This window comes from Bradyrhizobium betae (assembly GCF_004123905.1).
Lineage (GTDB): Bacteria > Pseudomonadota > Alphaproteobacteria > Rhizobiales > Xanthobacteraceae > Bradyrhizobium > Bradyrhizobium betae_A.
On sequence record NZ_MZXW01000023.1, the window covers coordinates 1 to 22,976 of the forward strand.

A 22,976-nucleotide genomic window follows, 5' to 3' on the forward strand; every position below is an offset into this window, starting at 1 on the left:
CAAGAACACCAGGTCAGTGACCAATGCCATTGGCATTCGGTCGATCGGGCCGAACGTGACAGTGCGCGTCGACGGCTCCTCCATAATCGGAAACGGTACCGGTCTGAGCTTCTCCGGAGGCGGCATACTGGCCACCTACGGGAACAATGCCGTCAGCGCCAACGGCAGCAATGGCGCATTTTCCGGATCAATCCCGCTGCAGTAGCGAGCGGGGGGAGTTCTTTCGTGGGTCGCCTTTCAGGCGGCCTTTCATTGCGTAATTTGCAGCCAGGGTTTTCGAGCGAAGTGGACCACCGGTTCGCGTCGAGAAAACGCGTCAAAACAAGAATCTAGAGCTCCGTTCCGATTCCATCGGAACGGAAATGGCTCTAGACCGGCGTGTAGATCACGAGCTTGAGCGCGGGATCGTCGTTGGCCTGAAAGCTCGTGTGCTCGAAATGCAGCACGCCCTTGGTCGGGTGCGACATGGTCTTGCGGCCGGACAAGGTGCCGTGCACCTCATGGGCGCCCCACCATTTGACGAATTCGGGACTGCCTTCGCGCAACCGCGTCAGCAATTCAGCAAAGGCGGGGTCGCCGGCCCAGACGTCGTGGGTGGCGCGGAACATCGCCACCATGCGCTTGGCCACGTCCGCCCAGCCCGCGCCGTAGGACTTCCGGGTCCGCTTGTTGGTCATCATCAGCAGCAGCGTGTTGCGATCCTCCTCCGGCAGCCGCCCGAACGCAAAGATCTCCTCGGCGGCTTCGTTCCAGGCCAGCACGTCCCAGCGCCGCCCGGTGATGTAGGCCGGATGCGGCAGGCTCTCGACCAGCCGCTGGATCGGCGGCGGCACGACCTCGCGCGTGAACGCGCTTCTGGCGCCGTCGCGCGCCAGCGCCTTCAGATGCGCGTGCTCGGTCTTGCTGAGGCGCAACGCGCGCGCCAGCGCGTCCACGGTGGTGACCGAGGGGCTGACGGTGCGCCCCTGCTCGAGGCGGATGTACCAGTCGACCCCGATGCCGGCGAGCTGGGCGACCTCCTCGCGGCGCAGCCCCGTGGTACGTCGCCGGCTGCCCGCCGGCAGCCCGACCGTCTTGGGCGTCAGCTTTTCGCGGCGGGAGCGCAGGAAGTCGCCGAATTCGACGCGGCGTGGGTCGGCCATGATGTCGCTCCCGCGATGGAGGGCCTTTGGAATACTAGGATAATACCAGGCCTTCTTGACCCCGCCAAGGCGACGCATATCGGTATCACCAGACCCTGAGGTGAACACCATGAAAGCCGCCGTACTGAAATCCTTTGGATCCCCGCTTGCGATCGAGAAGGCGCCGGACCCGGTGCTCGGCACCGGCGAGGTCATCGTCGACGTCGTCGCCACGCGCGTCCTCTCCTACATGAACGAGGTCTTCAGCGGGGAGCGCAATTATGCGCTCGACCTGCCGATCATCCCGGGCCCCGGAGGCATCGGCCGGGTGCGCGCGATCGGCCCGGACGCGACCAGGCTCGCGGTCGGCGACTGGGTGTTCTGCGACCCGACGGTGCGGTCGCGCGACGACGCCGTTGCGCCCGACATCGCCCTGCAGGGACTGACCGCCGCAGGTCCCGGCGGCATGCGCCTGCAAAAGCATTTTCACGGCGGCTCGTTTGCCGAGCAGATGCGGGTACCGACCGAGAACGTCAAACGCCTCGGCCCGATCACGTCGGAGCAAGCCACGCAATGGTGCGCGCTCGGCACGCTGCTGGTGCCCTATGGCGGCTTCCTCGCCGCCAACCTTCAGCCCGGCGAGACCGTGCTGGTGAGCGGCGCCACCGGCAATTTCGGCAGCGCGGCGGTGTCCGTCGCACTCGCGATGGGCGCGGCCTGCGTGGTCGCGCCCGGCCGCAACGAGACGATCTTGGCCGACCTCGTCCGCCGCTTTGGTAATCGCGTGAAACCCGTAAAACTCACGGGCAATGAGAAGGACGACTGCGAAGCCATGAAGCGCGCCGCGCCCGTTCCCATCGATTGCGTCTTTGATATCATGCCGCCCTCTGTGAGCCCGAATGTGGTGCGCGCGGCGGTGATGACCGTGCGCGCCTACGGGCGTGTCGTGCTGATGGGCGGCGTCGGCATGGCGGGCGGCGCGGGGCTCGAGCTGCCCTACCCCTGGATCATGCGCAACTGCATCAGCATCCACGGCGTCTGGATGTATCCGCCGGACGCAGCGAGCCGCCTGATCGCGCTGGTGCGATCCGGGCTGTTGCGGCTCGACGAATACCAGACGACGGCCTTCGATCTCGACCACGTCAACGAGGCCATGGAGCATGCCGCGGCCAATGGCGGACCGTTCAAACTGACGGTGATCAGGCCGTAGAAATGGCCTGCCGCTGCGGCGATGCGCCGTCGCAGCGGTTTTGCATGACATCTCAGTGAGCTGAAGGGCGTCACCCCGCGCGTAGCCGCCGGTGTCCGGCTACTGTGCATGGGGTTGTTTTCGCAGTTTTGTTTATTCGAGCTCGACGACTTTACTCGAGCTCAATGACTTGGCCGTTCGACAGCGAGACGCGCCGGTCCATGCGGCCGGCGAGCTCCATGTTGTGGGTCGCGATCAGCATCGAGACTTGCGTGGCCTTGACCAGCTGCATCAGGGCCTGGAACACATGGTCCGCCGTGTGCGGATCGAGATTGCCGGTCGGCTCGTCCGCGAACAGCACGCGCGGCGCGTTGGCCACCGCACGCGCGATGGCGACGCGCTGCTGCTCGCCACCGGACAGTTCCGCCGGGCGATGCGTGATGCGGTCGCCGAGGCCGAGATAGCCAAGGATCTCCTTGGCGCGCTTGACGGTCTCGGACTTCTTCAGGCCGCGGATCATCTGCGGCATCATCACGTTCTCCAGCGCCGAGAACTCCGGCAGCAGCCGATGCGACTGGTAGACGAAGCCGATATCGCTGCGGCGAAGCTGGGTGCGCTCGATGTCGGGCAGCTGCGAGGTCGGCGCGCCGTTGACATAGACCTCGCCGGAATCCGGCGCTTCGAGCAGGCCCGCAATGTGCAGCAGCGTCGACTTGCCGGAGCCTGATGGCGCGACCAGTGCAACGGATTGCCCCGCCCACAACGCGAGCTTGGCGCCGTCGAGGATCGTCAGCGGTACCTCACCCTGCAAGTACTGCCGCTTTATCTCGTGGAGATAAATGACCGGTACATCTTCAGCCCCATGCTGTTGCTCCATCAGCCCCTCATTCATACCGGAGCGCTTCGACGGGATCGAGGCGCGCGGCGCGCCACGACGGGTAGAGCGTCGCCAGGAACGACAGCGTCAGCGCCATGATGACCACGGCCGAGGTCTCGCCGACGTCGATCTCGGCGGGCAGTTTCGACAGGAAGTAAAGCTCCGGCGAGAATATCTCGGTGCTGGTCAGCCAGGACAGGAATTGCCGGATCGATTCGATGTTGAGACAGATCACCAGCCCGACGAGGAAGCCGACCAGCGTGCCGACCACGCCGATCGAGGCGCCCGTGATCAGGAAGATGCGCATGATCGAGCCTTGCGAAGCGCCCATGGTGCGCAGGATCGCGATGTCGCTGCCCTTGTCCTTCACCAGCATGATCAGGCCGGAGACGATGTTGAGCGCCGCGACCAGCACGATCATGGTCAGGATCAGGAACATCACGTTGCGCTCGACCTGGAGCGCGTTGAAGAAGGTCGAGTTGCGCTGCCGCCAGTCGACCAGGAACACCGGGCGGCCCGCGGCTTCCGTCACCGCCTGGCGGAAGGCGACGATCTTGTCGGGGTTGGTGGTGAACACCTCGATCGAGGTGACGTCGTTGCTGCGGTTGAAATAGGCCTGCGCTTCCGCGAGCGGCATGAACACGAAGCCGAGATCGTATTCGGACATGCCGATCTCGAACACCGCGACGATCTTGTACGGTTTGATGCGCGGCGTGGTGCCCATCGGGGTAACCGCGCCCTTCGGCGCCACCAGCGTGATGCTGTCGCCGGCGTGCAGCGACAACTGGTCGGCGAGGCGCCGGCCAATCGCGACGCCCTGCCCGTCGTCAAAACCCTCGAGCGAGCCCTGCTTGATGTTCTTGGCGATGGAGGTGAGGTTGTTCAGGTCGTCCGAGCGGATGCCGCGCACCAGCACGCCCGAGGCGTTCCACGGCGAGGAGGCCAGCGCCTGGCCGTCGACCACAGGAGCCGCAAGGCGGATGCCCTGAACCTGGCTGAGGCGGTCGGCGACGTCCTTCCAGTCGGTCAGCGGCGATTCCAGCGGCTGCACCAGGATGTGGCCGTTGAGGCCCAAAATCTTGTCGAGCAGCTCCTTGCGGAAGCCGTTCATGACGGCCATGACGATGATCAGCGTCGCCACGCCCAGCATGATGCCGAGGAAGGAGAACCCGGCGATGACCGAGATGAATCCCTCCTTGCGGCGTGCCCGCAAATAGCGCGCCGACAACATCCACTCGAAGGGCGCGAAAGGCGCGGTTGGCTTGGTCTCTGTCATGGTTTCATCCATCGCTCGATAATCCCATGATTCGGGGTCAAATGTGGCCGGATTACCGGCCCACTATCGCGCGATGAACACTATTCAACCGACCAGCCGGGCGACCGCGTCCGCAGGCGACATGGTCTCGCGGGAGCCGTCGCTGCGCTTCTTGATCTCGACCTTGCCGTCCGCGAGGCCCTTGGGCCCGATCATGATCTGCCAGGGAATGCCGATCAGGTCTGCGGCGGCGAATTTGGCGCCGGCGCGCTGGTCGGTGTCGTCATAGAGCACGTCGACGCCCTTGGCTTGGAGCTCGGCATAGAGCTTCTCGCAGGCCGCATCGACCGCGGCATCGCCCTGCTTGAGATTGAGGATCGACACGCGGAACGGGGCCACCGCCTCCGGCCATTTGATACCGGCATCATCGTGGCAGGCCTCGATGATGGCACCGAGCAGGCGTGAGACGCCAACGCCGTAGGAGCCACCGTGGATCGGCACGTCGACACCGTCGGGGCCCGCCACCAGCGCCTTCATCGCGTCGGAATATTTCGTGCCGAAATAGAAGATCTGGCCGACCTCGATGCCGCGGGTGTTCACCCGCTTCTCTTCCGGCACTTCCTGCTCGAACCGCGCGGCGTCGTGGACGTCCTCGGTGGCGGCATAGACCGAAGTCCATTGCTTGATGATCGGCGTCAGGTCGCTCTCATAGTCCACATCCTCGCCCGGCACCGGCAGGTCCAGCACGTCGCGATTGATGAACACGCCGGATTCGCCGGTTTCGGCGAGCACGATGAACTCATGGCTGAGATCGCCGCCGATCGGGCCGGTCTCGGCGCGCATCGGGATCGCCTTCAGCCCCATCCGCGCAAAGGTGCGCAGGTAAGCGACGAACATCTTGTTGTAGGCGACGCGTGCCGCGGCCTCGTTGAGGTCGAAGGAATAGGCGTCCTTCATCAGAAACTCGCGGCCGCGCATCACGCCGAAGCGCGGACGCTGTTCGTCGCGGAATTTCCATTGAATATGATAGAGATTGAGCGGCAGGCTCTTGTAGGACTTCACGTAAGCGCGGAAAATCTCGGTGATCATTTCCTCGTTGGTCGGCCCGTACAAGAGCTCGCGCTTGTGGCGGTCGGCGATGCGCAGCATCTCCGGGCCATAGGCGTCATAGCGGCCGCTCTCGCGCCAGAGGTCGGCGAGCTGGAGCGTCGGCATCAACAGTTCCAGCGCGCCGGAGCGGTCCTGCTCCTCGCGCACGATCTGTTCGATCTTCTTCAGCACGCGGAAGCCGAGCGGCAGCCAGGCATAGATGCCGGCCGCCTCCTGCCGGATCATGCCGGCGCGCAGCATCAGCCGATGCGAGACGATCTCCGCCTCTTTCGGATTTTCCTTCAGGATGGGCAGAAAGAACCGCGACAACCGCATGGCAATACTCGAGGAATCAGTGATGGCCTGCAGTGAAAGCGGATTGAGAGCGAAAACACAAGACCGGGAATGAGGAAAAGCCGCTAACGCAACGAAATTCCTGTCATTTTTCCGTTGCCTTCAGGTTCGACTTGAACGCCGTACGCCTTAAGGCGGCGCCACCTCAAGATCGTCCTCGAGCGTGATCTTCTCGAAATCAGTCACCAGCGCATCGATCCGCAGATGCCAGCGGCCGGCGAAGGGCAGCTCGACCTTGCGCACATGCCAGTAGCCGTCCGGCCCGCGTGAGGCGGCCCGCTCGATCGGCTCGATGCCGCGCTCGGGCAGGCTCAGGGCGAGCGTCACCTCCTTGGCCGAAAGCGGCGCCGCATCGCCGGTCATCAGCTGGAGCACGAAGTCATCGACGCCAGCCTTGCCCGGCGAGACCAGCACCTGGAACATTGCCTTGTCGGTGTGGATGTGGACCGCCAGCGGCGTTTCGGGAACGATCGTCCGCGGCGGCGGCGTGAAGCGCCAGCCAGCGACCGCGGCAAGGATGGCGAGTGCAATCGGACCTTCCAGCAGGATCGAGCGCTTCAGCGCGGGCGTCGCATTCTGGCCCCCAGCCAAGGCCGGTGTCAGCCGGAACCGGTTGAGCGCGGCAAGCGCCAGCAACCCTGTGACAAACACAAGCTTGATCGAGAGGATAAATCCGTAGCGGGTCTCGACCAGCGCTGCCGGCTTGTCGAGCTGGACAATCGCCAGTGCGAGACCGGTCAGGGCCAGCCCGGCGACCGCCAGCGCAGCGATGCGGGAAAAACGGTTCACGACGGGGAGCGTCGCGCTTGTCGGCTTCGACACCAGCGCGACGAGCGGCGCGAGGGCGCCGATCCAGATGGTGACGCCGAGGCCGTGGAGAAAGATCGCCGGCCGGGTCAACGCCTCCGGCGGCGCCGTTGCAGCGTGCCCGGTCATCGCAAGCGACAGACCGACGCCGACGAACGCGATGATCGCAAGAGCGCGCGCATACCATGCGCTGCGCAGCGCCATCAACGCGAGCAGCATCGCGGCGATGGCAACCAGCAGCGCGGGCCCGGCGCTGGTTGCGAACGCAATCTTCCAGGGGCCCATGGTCGCGAGCGCCGCTGGCGGCAGCCCGAGGAGATCGAGACCGAGCGCGCCAAGGGACGCCATGGCACAGGGAACACCGATGGTGAGGGCTACGCGCGGAACGGTCATCCCGATCATCGACAAGGCGATCCAGCGCGCAAAGAACACGCCGCCGACGCCAACGAACAGGCCGAGGTAGAGACCGATCCGGGCCAGCCAGATCAGCGCGTTCAACCGGCCATCCGCGGTGACCGGAGGCCTTGTTGCCGTCGGCGTGCCGATCGAGAAGATCACCGAGCCCGAGACCGGGTGACCGTCCTCAGAGATTACACGATAGCTGACCACGGCCGTTCCCTGCGGCAGGTCCGACGGCATCACGACCGAAATGGTCTCGCCCGCTGCGTTGACCCGAGCGTCGTCCCGCGCAAGGCCCGCACCGTCAATCAGCAGAATCGCGCCCGGTGTCACCACCTCGTTGAAGCGCAGCTCCACCGCCTTCGGCGCGCTTGCGAGCATGCTACCGCTCGCCGGCTCGACCGCGATAAGCGCCGCATGCGCCGAGGCGCCGGTCGCGAAGCCGGCAATGAGGAGCAGCGTCGCGAGCGCGGCGAGCAGGCGCATCAGGGCTTCGGCAACAGCTTCACGCCCGGCGCCGGCGACTTACCCTCATGCGAATGCCCTGCCCCTTCGGTGGGAATTTCGATCCAGCGGCTGACGCCGGTCTCGCATTCCTGGACGACGGGAAAGTACAGGGTCGTGTTCGGCTTGAGCGCATCGGTCAGCACTGTGTGCATGACGAACTCGTCATAGTTCTTGTCCGGCAGCTTGCCGCCGGACCACGCCACCTCCTTGACGCCGGAGGAGAGCTTGTTGCCGTGATAATCGTATTCAGTGGCATAGTTGCCCTCGACCACATCGACGCTCCAGCCCGCCTTCGGCATCGGCTTCACCGCGATCACGCCTTCCGGAATCTGCACGCGGATCTTCACCGTGGGCGAACCGGCGCAGCCGTGCGGCACGGCGAACACGGCCTTGTAGAACGCGCCGACCGTCGCCTGCTTACCCTCGAGAAAGACGTGCGCCGCCGCGGGTGACGCGGCGAGTGCCGCAACCGCGATCAGGCAAAATCGCATCGACATGGTTGACCTCCTGAAAGCCCAGATCGGCTGCGTCACATCTTCATTCCCGAATGATCCGGCATTTTCTTCATCATCATCCCCCCACCACCGGGCGCCTGCGCGCCGACGCCCTGGACATCAAGAGAGACAGCGACCTTGCCGGCCTTTTCGAACTCCAGCGTGACGGGCACCTTCTCGCCCTCCTTGAAGGCGCCCTTCAGTTCCTGGAGCATCAAATGATAGCCGCCGGGCGCGAGCTTCACGGTCTTGCCGGGATCGATCACGAGCCCCTTGTCGAGCGGGCGCATCTTCATCACACCGTTGTCCATCGCCATCTCGTGGACCTCGGCCTTCCCCGCAATATCGGCGGAAACGCTGACCAGCTTGTCCGCCGTCGTTCCCTTGTTCTCGATGGTCAGATAGCCGCCCGCGACCTTGGCGCCACCAGGCGTCGCCCGGCTCCACGCCTGCGAGATGACGAGATCGCCGGCCTTGACGTCGTCAGCGCGTACCGGCGCCGCACAGAGCGCGAGAGCGAACGCCGCGAACATTGTATCTTTCAACATTTTCTTCATATCGGTCTTCCCGGTTGCAGATTGAATTTCAGTGTGTGGCGAGCTGTTGGCCCGACCATTTTTCGAGATCGGCCATCTCGGCCGAGCCTTCGATCGTCGTGATGGTCCCGTCCCGCGAGATGAGGATGGTCCGGGGGATGTCGCCCTGCCAGGCGGGATCGATCTCGAACCGCAAACGCTCGACAAAGCCGTCGCTGAAGATGAAGTTCTCGGTCGACGACAACCCCGCTTTATCAAGCATCGATTGCGTCGCGGCCGGCAGGTTCGGCACGAGATCCGCGCTGATCGTGACGACGTCGATCCCAGGGTGATCCTTCGCAAACTGCCCGAGCAGCGGCAGCTCGACCTTGCATGGCCCGCAGGTCACGCCCCAGAAATGCACCAGCGTCGGACGCCCCGCGTGGCCCTTGAGCACGCTTTGCCAGGTACCGCGCTCAAACGGTTTCAGGGCCGGCGCAGCACCGAGCATCGTCATCGATGCGATCAGGATACCGAGGCCCACAATGCCGGCAAATCGACGTCTCATGGCTGGTCCTCGATTGCTGTCAGCCGATAGCCATCCGCTTTCGTCATCCACGACAGGTAGGTCTGTCGGCCACTAGAGATCAGCAAGGGATGATCGGATGTATCGGTCGTACTCGATATCGTCTTCGGCGGAGACCACGTCTCGCCATCGTCACGCGAAATCGTCATCTGGACCGAGGTCTTCTCGCCATCAAACTCTTTCCACGCCATCACCGTTCCCGTCGCGCCCGCGAGCACGTAAGGGCGCGTCGGGTTGCGGCCCGGCTGCCCCAGCGCCATAGGCGCAGAGAAGGTGCGGCCTTCGTCGCGCGAGTGGGCGTAGAACAGTCCCTTCCGCGCCTTCCCGTTCGTGTACCAGACGACGTGATAGGTTCCGTTCGGCGCAATGGTGAGGCTCGGTCCGTGATGCGGGCAGGCGTTGATCTGCCAGTCGTCATTGCTGACACGATGGATTTCGCCCGGATTCGAGACGTCGGTGAAGGTCATGACCGCTTGATCGCGCACGCCACCGTCAAAAATGTTCCTGAAGATCACGGCCGGCCGCCCGGGCGCAGCGAATGTCAGCCCCAGCCGGCAGCATTCGCAAGTGTTGTCGCGCGCGAGAGCGGCCTCTGTGTAGGTGGCACCGCCATCTCGCGACGAGGCAAAGAACAGCCCCGCGCCCTCGTATTTCTGTCCCGCCTCTTTCGCGGGAACACGATTGCGCTTGTCCAGCCACGCGGCGAAGACCGTTCCATCCTGATCGAGCGCCAGTGCCTCGAACCGCTGGCTCTCGTTGTTTGCGGTGATGGGCTTCAGCTCGGCAAAGCTCTTCCCGCCGTCGGCCGAGCGCGTGTAGAGCACCTGACCGTTGAAGGCCTCATCCCGGAAGATCGAGAATGCGAGCGCGATGCCGCCCTTGCGATCGACCACGATCTTCGGTCGCGCGTCCGGTCCCCAATCGAGATTCAGCCGCTTGGTCGTGACCTGGACGGGAGCCGAGAAACTGCGCCCCGCGTCCTGCGAACTCGCCACCGAGACCTGCCCGCCCGCCATCCAGACCAGCCACAACGTTCCGTCCGGACCGAAGGCAGGCGTCACCTTGGTTGCGCAGCGCAGCGCCGGCTCCTCACACGCAGCTTCGGAGCCATGCTGACCGTGCATCTGCGCCAGCGCCGCACCTGGCAAGAGCGCGAGAGCAACTATCCCGAGCAAGCCAATTCGGACCATGGCCCTATTCCCTTCGCGAGCCCGGATCATTTGAATGCCACCTTCATACCCGCAACGAAAGTCCGCGGCGAGCCTGCGTAGATTGATCCAGGCGCCGTGCTTGCGAGGACGCTCGCAGAATCCTGAACGCCGGCCGCGGAGACCGTGTTGGTGATATTGTTTGCAGAGGCAATATAGGTTCGGTCGAACACGTTCCTGACTTCGAGAAACAGATTCAGGGATCTGAATGTGTCGGACACGAGATCGGTCTTGTAGTGAACGTTCACATTAATCAGCTCATACCCCGGCGCCTTCAATACATTTGCATTATCCATGTAGAAAGAATCCTTCCACTGGAGTTCAACAAAGCCTCCGAGGCCCGTCAGCGGTCCGGCGAACTCATCGTACCCGACCCTGGCTGTGAGTTCGTTGGGTGAGATACCGGGGATCTTGTTGCCTGCCCGGTTGAAGCTGAACACGGTTCCCTTGGCGAGGGCCTCAACATACTCAGTGTAGACTTCGTCGAGATAGGTGTAGGCCGCCATGAACCGCCAGCCCGGATAGAACTTCCATTCGGCAGCAAGCTCGATACCGCGATGCTCTGATCGCGGCGCGTTGAAGGAAAAGGTTACACCGGGGGTTTGGGTAGACTGAGTAACAATTTCGTTGCGGAAGAACTCATAGAAGCCAGTCGCGCTGAGCTTCAGCGCGCTGTTCGGCGTCCAATCAAAACCGATATCGTAGCCGAGGTTTTTCTGAGTCTGGAGCTGGGTATTGTTGCCTGACAAACCTGTCTGGACCACAAAGAGATTCGAAACCTGCGGGGTGCCATATCCAGTGGCGACTCTCCCCCGGAACAGCCATTCATTGTTGAGCCTGTAGATCAAAGCCAGCTCCGGTGCCGTATTCTGAAACTGCCGGTCCGCTACGGTCGGCGTTGTCGTGGTGATGCCGGCGGCGCCGGAATACGAATAGGCCGTGTTTATTCCCTTCAGGACAGTTGTTTCCCAGCCTACGCCCGCGACTGCTGTCAGCGAGGTCGTCAGCTTGAGCTCCTGCCGTACGCGCACGCCATAGTTGGTCGTTTCGCTGTAGAGATTGCTCGATAGCCTGCCGAGCGTGGCATTGCCCCCCGGCATCACGTTCCGCGTATCGCTCGAAGCCGTCAGAGTGTTGTAGAAGGCGCCGAAGAACGCGATCGACTCCAGGCCAAAAATCTCGCCGCGTTTGGTGAGATCGCTCATGTAATTGTACGACGGGAAGTCGCCGATCGCGCTGGTCGTGCCGGTCGGCTGACTGATGTTCCTGTCGTCGAAGACGAACTGATTGCGCCAGGTCGTGGTGTTGTCGAAATCGTGCTCCCAGCGGCCTCCGACGATGGTTCGACGGTCGGTGCGGCCGAGCCCGGCCTGCACGGCCGTTTCCTTGTCGGTGCCTGCTACGGTATTGAACCCGTTGTTGTTCAGCGTGACGTTGCCGCATCCGGCAGCTGCCGTGACGCCGGTCGCACAGCCTTGCTGGAAAGGATTTTGATAGTACTGGCTCAAATTAGAGCGAAGCGGCAACCGCGCGCTGAGGTCGTTGTTGATGATCTTGACCGTGAAGCGATCGTCCGGCGTTGCCTTGAGCGTGCCGAGGAAGTTGACGGTCTGCGTATTAAACCAGCTGTTGCCGATATAGCCGTCGCCCCGCGTGTCGCTTACGAACAGCGAGCCCTCGAAATTGCCGACCTTCTTGCCGGCCGCAAGATAGTTGTTGAGATAGCCGTAGCTGCCGCCGTCGACGCCATATTCGACGCCGTCGATTGTACCGCCCGGCCGCGTCCGGAAATTGAGCGCGCCGCCGGTCGCGTAATTGCCGTAGAGCGCCGACGAGGGGCCGCGGACGACGTCGATCGCACCATAGGCGTGGGGATCGATCAGGTCGCTGCGCGACAGGCCGTCCGGCTGCGTCACCGGAAAGCCGTCGTCGAAGATCACGAGATTGCGGATGCCGAACCCGTTCCGGGCGTTGGATCCGCGAATCGAGATGCCGAAATCGCGCGGGCCGTTCCCTTGCTTGATCGAAATGCCCGGGCTGTCCCGCAGGACGTCGCTGACCGAAAACGAGGGGCGGTTGTCGAACTGGCTGCGATCGATGGTCGTCGCGGTCTGGCCGGCCGGCGCCTGATTGAGACCATCTCGCGCAGCGCTGGCGGTCACCGTCCTGTTCTGGGTCGGTGCGCTGGTGCTCGCGTTCGGCACAACGGGCTTCGCCGCTCGGCCCGCCGAAGCGGATCGCTGGCGCGGAGACCGGGTTACAGGTTTGGCACGTGCGGCCTGCGGCGCCTCAACGGTCACCGCGGGAAGCACGGTATTGCTGCTTTGGGCAAAGGCTCCGCTCGACGATGCAAGCAGCGCGGCCTGGACGGCAACGATGCTCACGCCACGGCGGGCATGACAATTCAACATGGGGCATTCCTGACGCCGGCTTTCTTTCCGGCCATTCGACAGCATCAATCGCCAGCGGACGAACCGCGGCGACACTGAGGGTCGTCAGGAAAATCGAGGTGGCGCGCGCGCCTGGGCGTGGGAGCCCTTAGGGGCGGAAACCGTGGAGGCATCCGCCTGATGCCAGATCACGCGTTCGGCGTGTCGGAAGGGAATGGCCAGTGCAAGCTGCGGCGGCGAATCGAGCGAAGCAGCCGCCTGCGCCAGACAGCAGAGCGCACAGGCAGCGGCATGCGCGGTCGGTGTGCCGGTCTGATCGTTCAGACCACCCCGCTCACCCGCGCTGTGGCAGATGACGGCAGCGGACAGCGGATCGGCCACAGACTGGCTGGCCGCCAGACAGGCGGCGATCGGCGCCAGCACCTGCATCGCCAAAGCGAGCAGGACCAGGGGTAGGAATTTTTGTAGCCGTGCGCGCATCCACCGAACCACTCGTTCGTGCGCTAACTAAACACCTCGCCCGGTCCTGAGTCGAGGTCGGTTCCGCCGCCTTCTTGGCCCGGCGCAAATTTCTCGAAAACTGTGGTCCGGGCCGCCCGCGGGAGGGGACGTCCGGCATTTGAGGCAGTCCGGCAACCCTGGCCGTCCACAGATTTCTTATATTTGTCATATGCTTACCTGGTAAACAGCCCGATCATTTCGTTCGCTGCTCTTATTTTGAACAATCGTTGCCGAAAATGATGACAAGTGAGAAAAGTTGATCTAGCATCCTCTTGCTCAGGCAGAACCGCGAGGTCGAAGTCTGGTGGTCCAAGTCTCGGGAGGAGCCCCTGGCGCGCAAAACGCAGCGTCGCCCCGTCAATCAAGAGCAAATCTTAGAAATCGGGGATAATAGGGTCGACACAATTTTCGAGCGGGGCTAGGGCCCCGCTCTTTTTTTGTCTGCGTGGCCTCGATGGTGATGAGCGATCCATCTAATCCAATCGAAGAGAGCTTCGAACTTGCGGCCGCGCGCTGCGCGGATCTCACGCCGCTCGTCTATCAACGTTTGTTCGACCAGCATCCGGAAACGCGGGCGATGTTCCGCACGCAAGGCAGCGAGCTCGTGAAGGGCTCGATGCTTGCGCTGACGATCGAGGCGATCCTAGATTTCGCGGGTGAGCGCAGTGGTCATTTCCGGCTGATCGCCTGCGAAGTGTCGTCGCACGATGCCTATGGCACGCCGCGCGAGTTGTTCATCGCCTTCTTCGCCGTGATCAGGGATTCGCTGCGCAACCTGCTCGGTGATGAATGGTCGCCGGACATCGCGCAGGCCTGGGATACATTGCTCATCGAGATCGACACCTTCGCTGGCATCGCAGCGTAACGCTTCGCGCTGCACCAACGCGGCTCGCGGCGAAGCCGCAACGCGATTGCGGATTGGGTGGCGCGAACTCTTCGATTGTGAGACACTTTCGGACGTCGGTCGCGCAAGCAATGACGCGCCGAGATAAAATCTATGGGAGCAAGCGATGTCCGGGACGAAAGATTTCTCGACGACGAGGCGCGATCTTCTTCAGGCGGCAGCGGCCGCCGGCGCCGGAGCTGCCATCCTCGGCAGCATGGGCATAAACCCCGCATTGGCGGCCGAAGTCGGACGAAGCGAGAAGCCGCTGAAGGCGGCGTTCTCTAACGCGGGCCTTCAGGCCACCTGGTGCGCGCAAGGCAAGCAGGCCGCGGAGTTCTGGGGCAAGCTGTTCAATGTCGAGGTCACCTGGTTCGACGGCCAGCTCGATGCTGTCAAGCAGCGCGCGGCGATCGACAACATGGCTTCGCAGAAATGGGATTTCGTCGCGATCCAGGCGTTCGGCATCGGCACCCTCACCCAGCCCGTGCAGAAGATGATCGACGCCGGCACGCCCGTGATCGACATGGACACGCTGATTGCGCCGCTTGACCAGATCAATGTCCACTCCTTCCTCGCCCCCGACAACGAGTTCATGGGCGCCTCGGTGACGCAGGCGCTGTGCAACGCGATGGGCGGCAAGGGCAAGATCATCATGACGCAAGGCGCCCTCGGCCATACCGGCGCGCAAGGCCGGGCGAAGGGCTTCAACAACGTCGTCAAGCAATTCCCCGGCATCGAGGTGCTCGACACCCAGCCGGCCGACTGGGACGTGTCGAAGACTGCGCGGCTCTGGGAAACTTACCTCACCAAATACCCGCAGATCGACGCGGCGTTCTTCCACAATGACGACATGGCGCTCGCCGCCGCCAACATCATTAAGGCGCGCAATCGCACCAACATCCTGATTGGCGGCGTCGACGCCATGCCGCCGGCGATTCAGGCGGTCAGCGAAGGCCGGATGTTCGCAACCGTCCGCAATCCGTCCTGCCGCATCCATGGCGGCGCGATCATCGCGGGCGTCTCCGCCGTGGTCGGCGGCGAGAAGAGCGGACAGGGCATCCCCAAGAACGTCGTCACCGACGGCCCGGTCGTGACCAAGGCCAACGCCGCGGGAATGCAGTGGATGCAGGATCACTTCCTGATCTGAGTCCATGACTGAGGTTCGTCCACCCATCCTGGAACTGCAGGGCATCACGAAGAGCTTCGGCGGCGTCGAAGCGCTTCGTGGTGTCGACTTCGCGCTTTCCCCCGGCGAGATCCACGGTCTCGTCGGCGAGAACGGCGCGGGAAAAAGCACGCTGATGAAGATCATCGCCGGCGTGCACACCGAATTCTCCGGCCGCTTCCTGGTCGACGGCCAGGAGACGCATTTCCGCTCGGCGCGCGATGCGCATGCGGCTGGGATCGCCATGGTGCATCAGGAGCTCTCTGTCGCGCCCGACCTCACGGTCGCCGAGAATGTGTTCCTGGGCAACCAGCCGACCAACGCCCTCGGACTCGTGCAATGGCGGCGCATGGCGCGCGAGGCAGGCGAGCAGCTTGCCCGCTTCGGCATCGACGTCGATCCGATGAGCCGGCTCGGCGACTTGCCCATCGGGCTCCAGCAACTGATCGAGATCGCGCGCGTGCTGTTCTCCGGCGCCCGCATCGTCATCCTGGACGAGCCGACTTCCGCCCTCTCCCCGCCTGAAGTCGAACGGCTCTTCGCAACACTCCGGCGCCTCCGCGAGGAAGGCACGGCCATCGTCTTCATCTCGCATTTCATCGAGGACATCCTTCGCGTGTCCGACACGGTGACCGTATTCCGCAACGGGCGGAAGGTCGCCGAGACTGCATCCACCGCAACCAGCAAGGGCGCGCTGATCGAGGCCATGATCGGCCGTGGCGGCGAAGCGCTCGAGCACAGCTACACCGATGACCTCATGCTGCCACGGCCGAGCGACAGCTCCGTGGTCCTGAGGGTCGACCAATTGTCGCTGGCCCGTAGCCTGAAGGACATCTCCTTCGAGGCGCGCGCCGGCGAAGTGCTCGGCATCTACGGTTTCATGGGCTGCGGCCAGCAGGAGCTGTCGCGCATCCTGTTCGGCAAGCTGAAGCCTGATAGCGGCACCCTCGCCGTCGATGGCACGCCAAAGACCTTCGCCAGCACGGCGGCGGCGCGGCGGGCGGGCGTGGCGCTGGTGCCGGAGAGCCGGCGCGCCATGCTGTTCCACCAGGAACCGGTCTACAAGAACATCTCGATCAGCATTTTGGATCGCATCTCGGCGCTGCTGCTCAAGCCGGCGCAGGAGCGCGACATCGCCAGGCGGCAGGTCGAGCAGTTGCAGATCAGGCCGCCGGTGGTCGGCCTCGACCTCGGCATGCTCTCCGGCGGCAACCAGCAGAAGGTCGCGCTGGCGAAATGGCTGACCTATCCGCCAAAGCTGCTGGTGCTGTGCGAGCCGACGCGCGGCATGGATGTCGGCGCCAAGAACGACGTCATCAACATCGTCCGCGATCTCCGCACAAAAGGGCTTGCCATCATCGTGCTGTCGACCGAGCCGGAAACGGTGCTGTCGCTGGCCGACCGCATCCTCGTGCTCAAGCGCGGCGCATTGGTGCGGGAATTCAGGAACGAGCCGGTCAGCAAGGACCGCCTGCTGGAAGCGGCGTGACGGAGAAGCACATGAGCAGTGAAACGGCTTTCGCGACGGGGCAGCGGGCGCGAGGCCTCGGCCCCTTCCTGCGCTCGCAGATGCGTAACATCGCACCGTTCCTGACGCTGATCTTCCTGTCCGCGTTCTTCGCCCTCGCCAGCCCCTCCTTTGCGACGCTCGACAATCTCGGCAACATCCTCACCCAGGTGTCGGTCACAGGCATCATCGCCGTCGGACTGACGTTCGTGATCCTGTGCGCCGAGATCGACCTCTCGATCGCCGGCATTGCCAACGTCACCGGCATCGCGGTCGCGTTCTTCACGGCCCAGGAGTCCTACGTCAACATCGCCAATCTGCCGCTGCCCGGCGCGGTCGCGATCCTGCTCGCCATCGCGCTCTGCGCCGCTCTCGGTCTCGTCAACGCGCTGGGGCTGACTGTGATCGGCATCCCCTCCTTCATCATGACCTTGGCGATGATGCAGATCGCCGCCGGCATCTCCGCGATGCTGGTGCGCGGCCAGATCGCCTACAAGGTGCCTGACGTGATCACCACGCTCGGCTCCGGCTCGGTCGGCGGCATCCCCTGGATCGTCATCGTCGCCGCCATCATGCTGCTCGGCGGCCATCTGGTGCTGACCTACACGCGCTTCGGCCGCTACGTCTACATGGTCGGGGGCAACCGCGAGGCCGCCGAATATGCCGGCCTCAACGTCAAGCTCATCTTAGGCGCCGTGATGGTGATCTCGGCGGTGTGCTCGGGCATCGGCGGCATGCTGGGTGTCGCTCATTTCGGCAGCGCGCAGCAGAACGAGTTCGACACCTATCTGCTCGACTCCATCGCCGCCGTCGTGGTCGGCGGCACCAGCCTGTTCGGCGGCCGCGGCGGCATCGGCAACACCATCGTCGGGCTCTTCGTGCTCGGCGTCCTCAACAACGGCCTCGACCACGTCAACATCGACAGTTTTTTGAAGATCCTGATCCGCGGCCTGATCCTGCTGGCGGCACTGATCATCAACGTCTATGCGCAGCGGCTGCGGGAAAAAGCGGCGGAGTAGAAGGCCGTCAAAACAAAAATGCGGAAACAACCCCATGCACAGTAGCCGGGATCAGCGAAATCAACGGCTTGAGGGCGACATTACCAAATTGCGGATTTTTCGAAGACAACTTGACCCGTCGGGCAAAACAGGAGTAGGATGTCATCATGGCGGTGGGCGCATCGGCGGGATCAGGACCACGCCCCAGCCTCCGTCATTGCGAGCGCAGCGAAGCAATCCAGACGCCGCGGAAAGATTCTGGATTGCTTCGCTGCGCTCGCAATGACGATGCGGCGGCAGGAGAGCAATCCCTCAAGTTTCCGCTGTTACATCCAGCGAGAAGCGGAAATTGCAATGGCTTGCGCCGCCCGCCAACGTTTGCGTCCGCTCCAGGCGGATGCCGCGCGCTGCGTAGGCGACGAAATCGAGCCCGCAGATGTTCGGCAGGATGTCCTTGTCGCCATGGCGCGCCGCGAGTTTGCAGAAGCCACAGGCCTTGTAGTCGATGCCGAATTCAAAGTTGTCCTCTGGACCCGGCTCGACGAAATCGTAGACGAAATCTTCCGGAAACTCGGTCTGATGGCTTTCAGTAACGCTTCTTGCCGCCTGCTCGCGCAGCAGGGCCTGGTTCTCCGGCGACATGAATTGGCGGCCTGCGGCGAGACGCTCCGCTTCAGGCGCGGTCAGCAATTGCGCCTTGTAGGTCTCCCGCTCGATCTCGCCGATCACGGGCACCGGCACGCCGTGCCGCCGCAGCACCCGGCTGAGGGCCATGAACCCCGTCAGGCGCATGAAGAAATCGCTCATGCGGCTTGCCGCGCCGCCGACATTGGGCATCTGGGTGAGGACGATCTCGAATTCGTCCATCACCTCCCGCCTGATCCCATCGATCCCGGCGAGATGCGCGCGCTCGCGCAACATCGCATCGGCAAGGTCAAGCCGCTGGCGCATGGCGGCTTCCATGGCGCCCCGATGCGTCTGGTAGAACGGATGGATGTTTTCGGCCATTGGACACCTGCTGTGATTGACTCATTCGCGACACCGGTTTCGCTCCGCGGCGATCGCCTCGCTGGGGGCACGGAGTTTCTCCGAATTGCGGGCCGACCGTATCCGGCGGCGTCGCCCCGGCGCAAAGCATCATTCCTGCGGTTCAGCGCAAGAAAATCTATTGCAAGGCTGCGGCCCATCGGTGTCAAACTGCGGCGCGATGACCTACGCCCTTCCCCCGCTCAACGCGCTCCGCGCTTTTGAGGCCGCCGCCCGGCATCTCAGCTTCAAGCTCGCCGCGCACGAGCTGCACGTGACGCCAGCCGCCGTGGGGCAACAGGTGAAAGCGCTGGAGGCGCGCCTCGGCGTGCAGCTGTTCGAGCGGCTGCACAAGCAGCTCATTCTGACAGCGGCCGGTCAGGCCTATCTGCCCGGTGTCTCCGAGGGCTTTCGCCACATTGCGGAGGCGACCTCGCAATTGAAACCGGCAGGCGCGGTGCTGCTGCAACTGGGCGCCCATGGCAGCTTCGATTTGCGCCGCCTCGATCTGGCGTCGTTTCGCAGCGCGCATGCGGAGATCGGCTTGCGGGTGCTCCAGCCCGCGGGCCTGCACGAATTGGTCGAGGGCAAGGTCGACCTCTTGATCGCCCGCGGTCTCGGCCACCATCCGGGCTATCGCTGCGACCGCGTCGATGAGGGATCGGCCCCCGGCGATTGGCTGATAGCGCCTGAAGGCACCGCGGATTGCCCCGAGATCGTCAGTTTTCGCGAATGGCTGCGCGGTCTGCCGGTTGAGAAAGCGCTCGCAAACCGCCGCCCTCGTCTGGTCGGCGGCGTCGGAGGTTGAGGCGGCAGCTTGTTGCTGACCTCAAGGCCCACGAACAAGCCCACGTCGTGCGCGCTTGCGATCGAAATGACGTGCCGGACATACAGATAAACCGCGAGAAAGACGATAGGCAGGCCAGCTATCCAACGGCCAACAGCAAATACTGCAATGAAGCAAGAAAACGAGAATGCCACGAGGATCCCTAGCCAAGGCGTGCAGTCATGAACTTCAGCTTGCCAACGCAGAGCGGAAGTCTACGACCTTCAACGTGTTCGGCGGCTTGTGACCCGAAGCCGAAGTCGCTGTTGAAAGCAATGCGCCCGCAATCCATCGGTCCGCCGACACCTCACACCTCACGCTCATGTGTGCGGCGAGGCCCACATTTCCATTGAAGTACGATCGTAATTTAATATTATGATCGTAATGGCATTCAGCTGAGCCGCCGTTGGGCGGCGGCGGGGAGCCGCCAAACAGCTCCTTTACGAGGATTTCATGGACGACATGACCACAGCTTCACCCCGCATTTCGCGAGAAACCACAGATGTCGAATCGCTTGGGCTCGCAACCGCTGCAGCAGCGGTTCGCAACGGCGACATCACCTCGGAGGCCTACACCGCAGCGCTTTTGCAGCGCGCCCGGGCGCTCGCCGAGCTGAACGCCTTCATCACCATCGACGAGGCCGCGGTGCTAGCGGCCGCAAGGGACGCGGACAAATCGCGTGCCGCCGGATTGGCGGCTCCGCTACTTGGCGTGCCGCTCGGGGTGAAAGACAGTTATTTGACGAAAGGGCTGCCTACCAGCCTGGGCGTCGAAGGCCTCGCTCATTTCGTGCCGCGCGAGGATGCCGACGCTGTCCGGGCCATTAAGGGTGCGGGCGCTTTGGTCTTCGGCAAGAACAACCTCGTCGAGATGTCGTACGGCTTGACCGGTCACAACGCACGTTACGGCCAGGTAAAGAATCCGCACGCACCAGATCGCGTGTCGGGCGGCTCCTCGAGCGGCTCGGCCGCATCCGTGGCCGCCGGCCTCGTTCCCGCGTCCTTGGGCGGTGACACCGTTGGGTCGATCCGAGTGCCAGCATCGTTCTGTGGCGTCGTGGGCTTCAAGCCAACCACTGGACGTTGGCCACGCGACGGCGTTGCGCCGATCTCCCATACGCTCGACACGACGGGTGTATTCGCACGAATCGTTGAGGACTGCATTCTGGTGGATCAGGTCATGACTGGTGAACTGGCTGCGGCGTTCACCGACGGCGGCAACAGCCTGAAGGGAGCGAGGCTGGCCTTCGCGCCGCGACAATTCTTGGATCTGGTGGACTCGGAAATCGAGACCCGCTTCCGCGAGGTGGTTCGGCGGCTGCAGGACGCTGGCGCTGAGATCGTTGAAATAGACCTTGGCGACGATTTCAATTCCCTCGTCCAAACCGCGACATGGGGCATCTTCGCTCATGAGACGATGGGCGCAATTTCGAAATTTCTTCGCCGCCACGACATTCCGACCACGTTCGAGGCGATCTATGAGGGTCTCAAGCCCCAACTTCGGCAGGCGTGGGGGCACATCGTACTGCCGGGTGGTGCAGGTGCGACCTCGGCAGAGGCCTATCAAACGGCACTCGACGTGAGCCGGCCGGAAATCCAGCGTCGGTTCGACACGGCGTTCGTCGCTCAGGGGGCGCTGGTCATTCTGCAACCGACAACCCCCTGCACGGCGCCTTTGATCGAGGAGCAGGCGACCGTTCATATCGCGGGGCAGGAAGTCAGCTACCTTGCTTTGGCGAACCACACCGTGTCGGCAAGCAGCGTGGGGCTGCCCGGTATCAGCCTTCCTGTTGGCTTGTCTCGCGCGGGGCTGCCGATTGGGCTCGAGCTGGATGCCCCCTTAGGGAGCGACCGAAGGCTTCTAAACCTTGCCCGCAGCATCGAGGGCATCTTGGGCACCAAGTCGAGTGCGATCTAACGTCGTGGCCGCTTCGCGTGGCGACCTGCAAACAACGACAACCGATTAGGGGATGAACAGATGGCTAATGCACTGCACTCAACGCGTGTCATTCCGGTCGAGCACGTCACCATCCGCTCAACAAGGTCTTTCGAGGACGTTCGAGCCAAGCTCGCGACCTTGGCCCCCTGCATCGATGACGGGATATTCACTCTCTTGCGATACGGTGAAAGTACGCGCGCACTTCGAGAGTTGGAGGCCGGTCCGCCGCTCACCATTTTCGGTCAGCGTGACCATGGAGCGCTCCTGGCTGTTGCCGGGCTGACGCGCCGATCCATCCAATACGATATTGGAAATCCGCTCACCGCATCCAAGATAACCCGGCACCAATTGTCCGCGGGGCTGTATGCGCCCATTCGCGTCCTGCTGCGCGAGGATGACGATGGCGGTGTCGCATTTGAATATGATCGACCAGCATCCGTTTTCGGTCAGTTTGGCAGCGATGATGTCGATGCAGTGGCCCAGAAGCTTGATCGCGATCTCCAATCCCTGTTGGAAGCAGCTGCGGCGTAAGGGCTGCAGGACATTAATGGAGTGAAGAGAAGATGCGTTTCGAGAAAGGTCATAAGGCAGCGACGCGACGGCACATCATCGATGTTGCGTCGAAGTGCATGCGCCGAGACGGCATCTCCGCCACTGGGATCGCCGGAATCATGGGCGAGGCCGGCCTCACCAAAGGCGCATTCTCTCCGCACTTCGAGTCCAAAGACGCGCTCGTTCGCGAGGCGCTGGCGAGCGCGCTCAGCGACCAACAACATCGCCTTGATGAGGATCAGCGGAGGGGCCTGGCCCTCGAGGGGGCGATCCGGAGATACCTCAACCGCGCTCACCTTGGAGACCCGGCGGAAGGATGCCCTTCGGCGGCGTTGCTCCCGGAAATCGCCCGACAGCCCCTGTCCACCAGGAAAGACTACGAGAAAGGGCTGCGAAGCTACGTTGCGACATTGGCCGCGCTGCTTCCTGACGCAGATGCAGAAGCGAGCCGCCGCCGCGCGACCGCCATCTTCGGCCTCATGGTGGGCACCCTCCAGTTCGCACGGGCTATGCCCAATGCTACGCAGGCAGAGCAGATCTTGGAAGGCGGCGTTGAGGCCGCCTTGCACTTGGCACGAGTTGCATCTTCCTAGATTAGGAAGCCGGGAGGCTCAGCATGGAGATCGTCGTCCGCCAAAAATCCGAGGTCGGCTTCTGGCCGATTGTGTTGAAAAAGGCGACTGTTGCGACGCAGAGGGATCAGTGATTCAGTCAGTCTAATTGGCAGGACTGAAGATCATGATGGGACATCGGCAAGTCGAACAGGCTGCGTTGTTCTACGAGTTC

The 22,976-nt window shown here is 63.3% G+C and carries 22 protein-coding genes; 10 read left to right on the forward strand and 12 right to left on the reverse strand.

Going from position 1 to position 22,976, the window contains the following annotated elements; genetic code table 11:
- A partial coding sequence (locus B5V03_RS21550; protein ID WP_206736173.1) for a hypothetical protein occupies positions 1 to 205 on the forward strand: 205 nt, incomplete at its 5' end.
- Positions 206 to 368: 163 nt separating this feature from the next.
- Here the strand turns inward: B5V03_RS21550 and B5V03_RS21555 are convergent.
- Complete coding sequence (locus B5V03_RS21555; protein WP_129272405.1) at positions 369 to 1,142, reverse strand: helix-turn-helix transcriptional regulator; 774 nt, start codon at positions 1,140 to 1,142, stop codon at positions 369 to 371.
- 109 nt (positions 1,143 to 1,251) lie between these two features.
- Here B5V03_RS21555 and B5V03_RS21560 point away from each other — a divergent pair, with 109 nt between their 5' ends.
- On the forward strand, positions 1,252 to 2,331 hold the full coding sequence (locus B5V03_RS21560; RefSeq protein ID WP_164988187.1) for an alcohol dehydrogenase catalytic domain-containing protein: 1,080 nt from the start codon (positions 1,252 to 1,254) through the stop codon (positions 2,329 to 2,331).
- A 151-nt stretch (positions 2,332 to 2,482) separates the two neighbouring features.
- Here B5V03_RS21560 and B5V03_RS21565 read toward each other — a convergent pair whose 3' ends face one another.
- The 10 genes from B5V03_RS21565 to B5V03_RS21610 form a co-directional block, all read right to left on the reverse strand.
- A complete protein-coding gene (locus B5V03_RS21565; protein ID WP_129272407.1) occupies positions 2,483 to 3,187 on the reverse strand; it encodes an ABC transporter ATP-binding protein in 705 nt (234 codons plus the stop codon).
- Between the two features lie 7 nt (positions 3,188 to 3,194).
- A complete protein-coding gene (locus B5V03_RS21570; RefSeq protein ID WP_129272408.1) occupies positions 3,195 to 4,475 on the reverse strand; it encodes a lipoprotein-releasing ABC transporter permease subunit in 1,281 nt (426 codons plus the stop codon).
- Positions 4,476 to 4,547: 72 nt separating this feature from the next.
- On the reverse strand, positions 4,548 to 5,867 hold the full coding sequence (gene proS, locus B5V03_RS21575) for a proline--tRNA ligase (protein WP_129272409.1): 1,320 nt from the start codon (positions 5,865 to 5,867) through the stop codon (positions 4,548 to 4,550).
- 147 nt (positions 5,868 to 6,014) lie between these two features.
- Positions 6,015 to 7,577, reverse strand: coding sequence for a copper resistance CopC/CopD family protein (locus B5V03_RS21580; RefSeq protein ID WP_129272410.1), 1,563 nt, complete (start codon positions 7,575 to 7,577; stop codon positions 6,015 to 6,017).
- Entirely contained in the window at positions 7,577 to 8,095 is a 519-nt protein-coding gene (locus tag B5V03_RS21585; protein ID WP_129272411.1) for a YcnI family protein, read from the reverse strand. The genes B5V03_RS21580 and B5V03_RS21585 overlap by 1 nt, the downstream gene beginning before the upstream one ends.
- A gap of 32 nt (positions 8,096 to 8,127) precedes the next feature.
- Positions 8,128 to 8,649: a copper chaperone PCu(A)C gene (locus tag B5V03_RS21590; protein WP_129272412.1), complete on the reverse strand. Its 522-nt coding sequence runs from the start codon at positions 8,647 to 8,649 to the stop codon at positions 8,128 to 8,130.
- Between the two features lie 28 nt (positions 8,650 to 8,677).
- Complete coding sequence (locus B5V03_RS21595; protein ID WP_129272413.1) at positions 8,678 to 9,175, reverse strand: TlpA family protein disulfide reductase; 498 nt, start codon at positions 9,173 to 9,175, stop codon at positions 8,678 to 8,680.
- Positions 9,172 to 10,383, reverse strand: a complete 1,212-nt coding sequence (locus B5V03_RS21600; RefSeq protein WP_129272414.1) for a sialidase family protein — start codon at positions 10,381 to 10,383, stop codon at positions 9,172 to 9,174. The genes B5V03_RS21595 and B5V03_RS21600 overlap by 4 nt, the downstream gene beginning before the upstream one ends.
- A gap of 26 nt (positions 10,384 to 10,409) precedes the next feature.
- Positions 10,410 to 12,812, reverse strand: a complete 2,403-nt coding sequence (locus B5V03_RS21605) for a TonB-dependent receptor family protein (RefSeq protein WP_129272425.1) — start codon at positions 12,810 to 12,812, stop codon at positions 10,410 to 10,412.
- Between the two features lie 84 nt (positions 12,813 to 12,896).
- Complete coding sequence (locus B5V03_RS21610) at positions 12,897 to 13,271, reverse strand: DUF2946 family protein (RefSeq protein ID WP_206736174.1); 375 nt, start codon at positions 13,269 to 13,271, stop codon at positions 12,897 to 12,899.
- A 481-nt stretch (positions 13,272 to 13,752) separates the two neighbouring features.
- Here B5V03_RS21610 and B5V03_RS21615 point away from each other — a divergent pair, with 481 nt between their 5' ends.
- The 4 genes from B5V03_RS21615 (at position 13,753) to B5V03_RS21630 (ending at position 17,869) form a co-directional block, all read left to right on the forward strand.
- Entirely contained in the window at positions 13,753 to 14,157 is a 405-nt protein-coding gene (locus tag B5V03_RS21615) for a globin (protein WP_164988188.1), read from the forward strand.
- A gap of 145 nt (positions 14,158 to 14,302) precedes the next feature.
- A complete protein-coding gene (locus tag B5V03_RS21620; RefSeq protein ID WP_129272417.1) occupies positions 14,303 to 15,325 on the forward strand; it encodes a sugar ABC transporter substrate-binding protein in 1,023 nt (340 codons plus the stop codon).
- Positions 15,326 to 15,329: 4 nt separating this feature from the next.
- Entirely contained in the window at positions 15,330 to 16,832 is a 1,503-nt protein-coding gene (locus tag B5V03_RS21625) for a sugar ABC transporter ATP-binding protein (protein ID WP_129272418.1), read from the forward strand.
- An 11-nt stretch (positions 16,833 to 16,843) separates the two neighbouring features.
- Positions 16,844 to 17,869 (forward strand): ABC transporter permease, encoded by a 1,026-nt coding sequence (locus B5V03_RS21630; RefSeq protein WP_129272419.1) that lies wholly within the window; start codon positions 16,844 to 16,846, stop codon positions 17,867 to 17,869.
- A 291-nt stretch (positions 17,870 to 18,160) separates the two neighbouring features.
- Here the strand turns inward: B5V03_RS21630 and B5V03_RS21635 are convergent, their stop codons facing one another.
- Positions 18,161 to 18,856, reverse strand: a complete 696-nt coding sequence (locus B5V03_RS21635) for an L-2-amino-thiazoline-4-carboxylic acid hydrolase (RefSeq protein ID WP_129272420.1) — start codon at positions 18,854 to 18,856, stop codon at positions 18,161 to 18,163.
- Between the two features lie 199 nt (positions 18,857 to 19,055).
- Between B5V03_RS21635 and B5V03_RS21640 the strand changes: the two genes are divergently transcribed.
- The 4 genes from B5V03_RS21640 to B5V03_RS21655 all read left to right on the forward strand — a co-directional run bounded on the left by B5V03_RS21640 (position 19,056) and on the right by B5V03_RS21655 (position 22,783).
- Positions 19,056 to 19,682, forward strand: coding sequence for a LysR family transcriptional regulator (locus B5V03_RS21640; protein ID WP_129272421.1), 627 nt, complete (start codon positions 19,056 to 19,058; stop codon positions 19,680 to 19,682).
- A gap of 471 nt (positions 19,683 to 20,153) precedes the next feature.
- A complete protein-coding gene (locus B5V03_RS21645) occupies positions 20,154 to 21,617 on the forward strand; it encodes an amidase family protein (protein ID WP_129272422.1) in 1,464 nt (487 codons plus the stop codon).
- A 60-nt stretch (positions 21,618 to 21,677) separates the two neighbouring features.
- Entirely contained in the window at positions 21,678 to 22,169 is a 492-nt protein-coding gene (locus B5V03_RS21650) for a DUF302 domain-containing protein (RefSeq protein WP_129272423.1), read from the forward strand.
- 32 nt (positions 22,170 to 22,201) lie between these two features.
- Positions 22,202 to 22,783: a TetR/AcrR family transcriptional regulator gene (locus B5V03_RS21655; protein ID WP_129272424.1), complete on the forward strand. Its 582-nt coding sequence runs from the start codon at positions 22,202 to 22,204 to the stop codon at positions 22,781 to 22,783.
- The last annotated feature ends 193 nt before the right edge of the window (positions 22,784 to 22,976 follow it).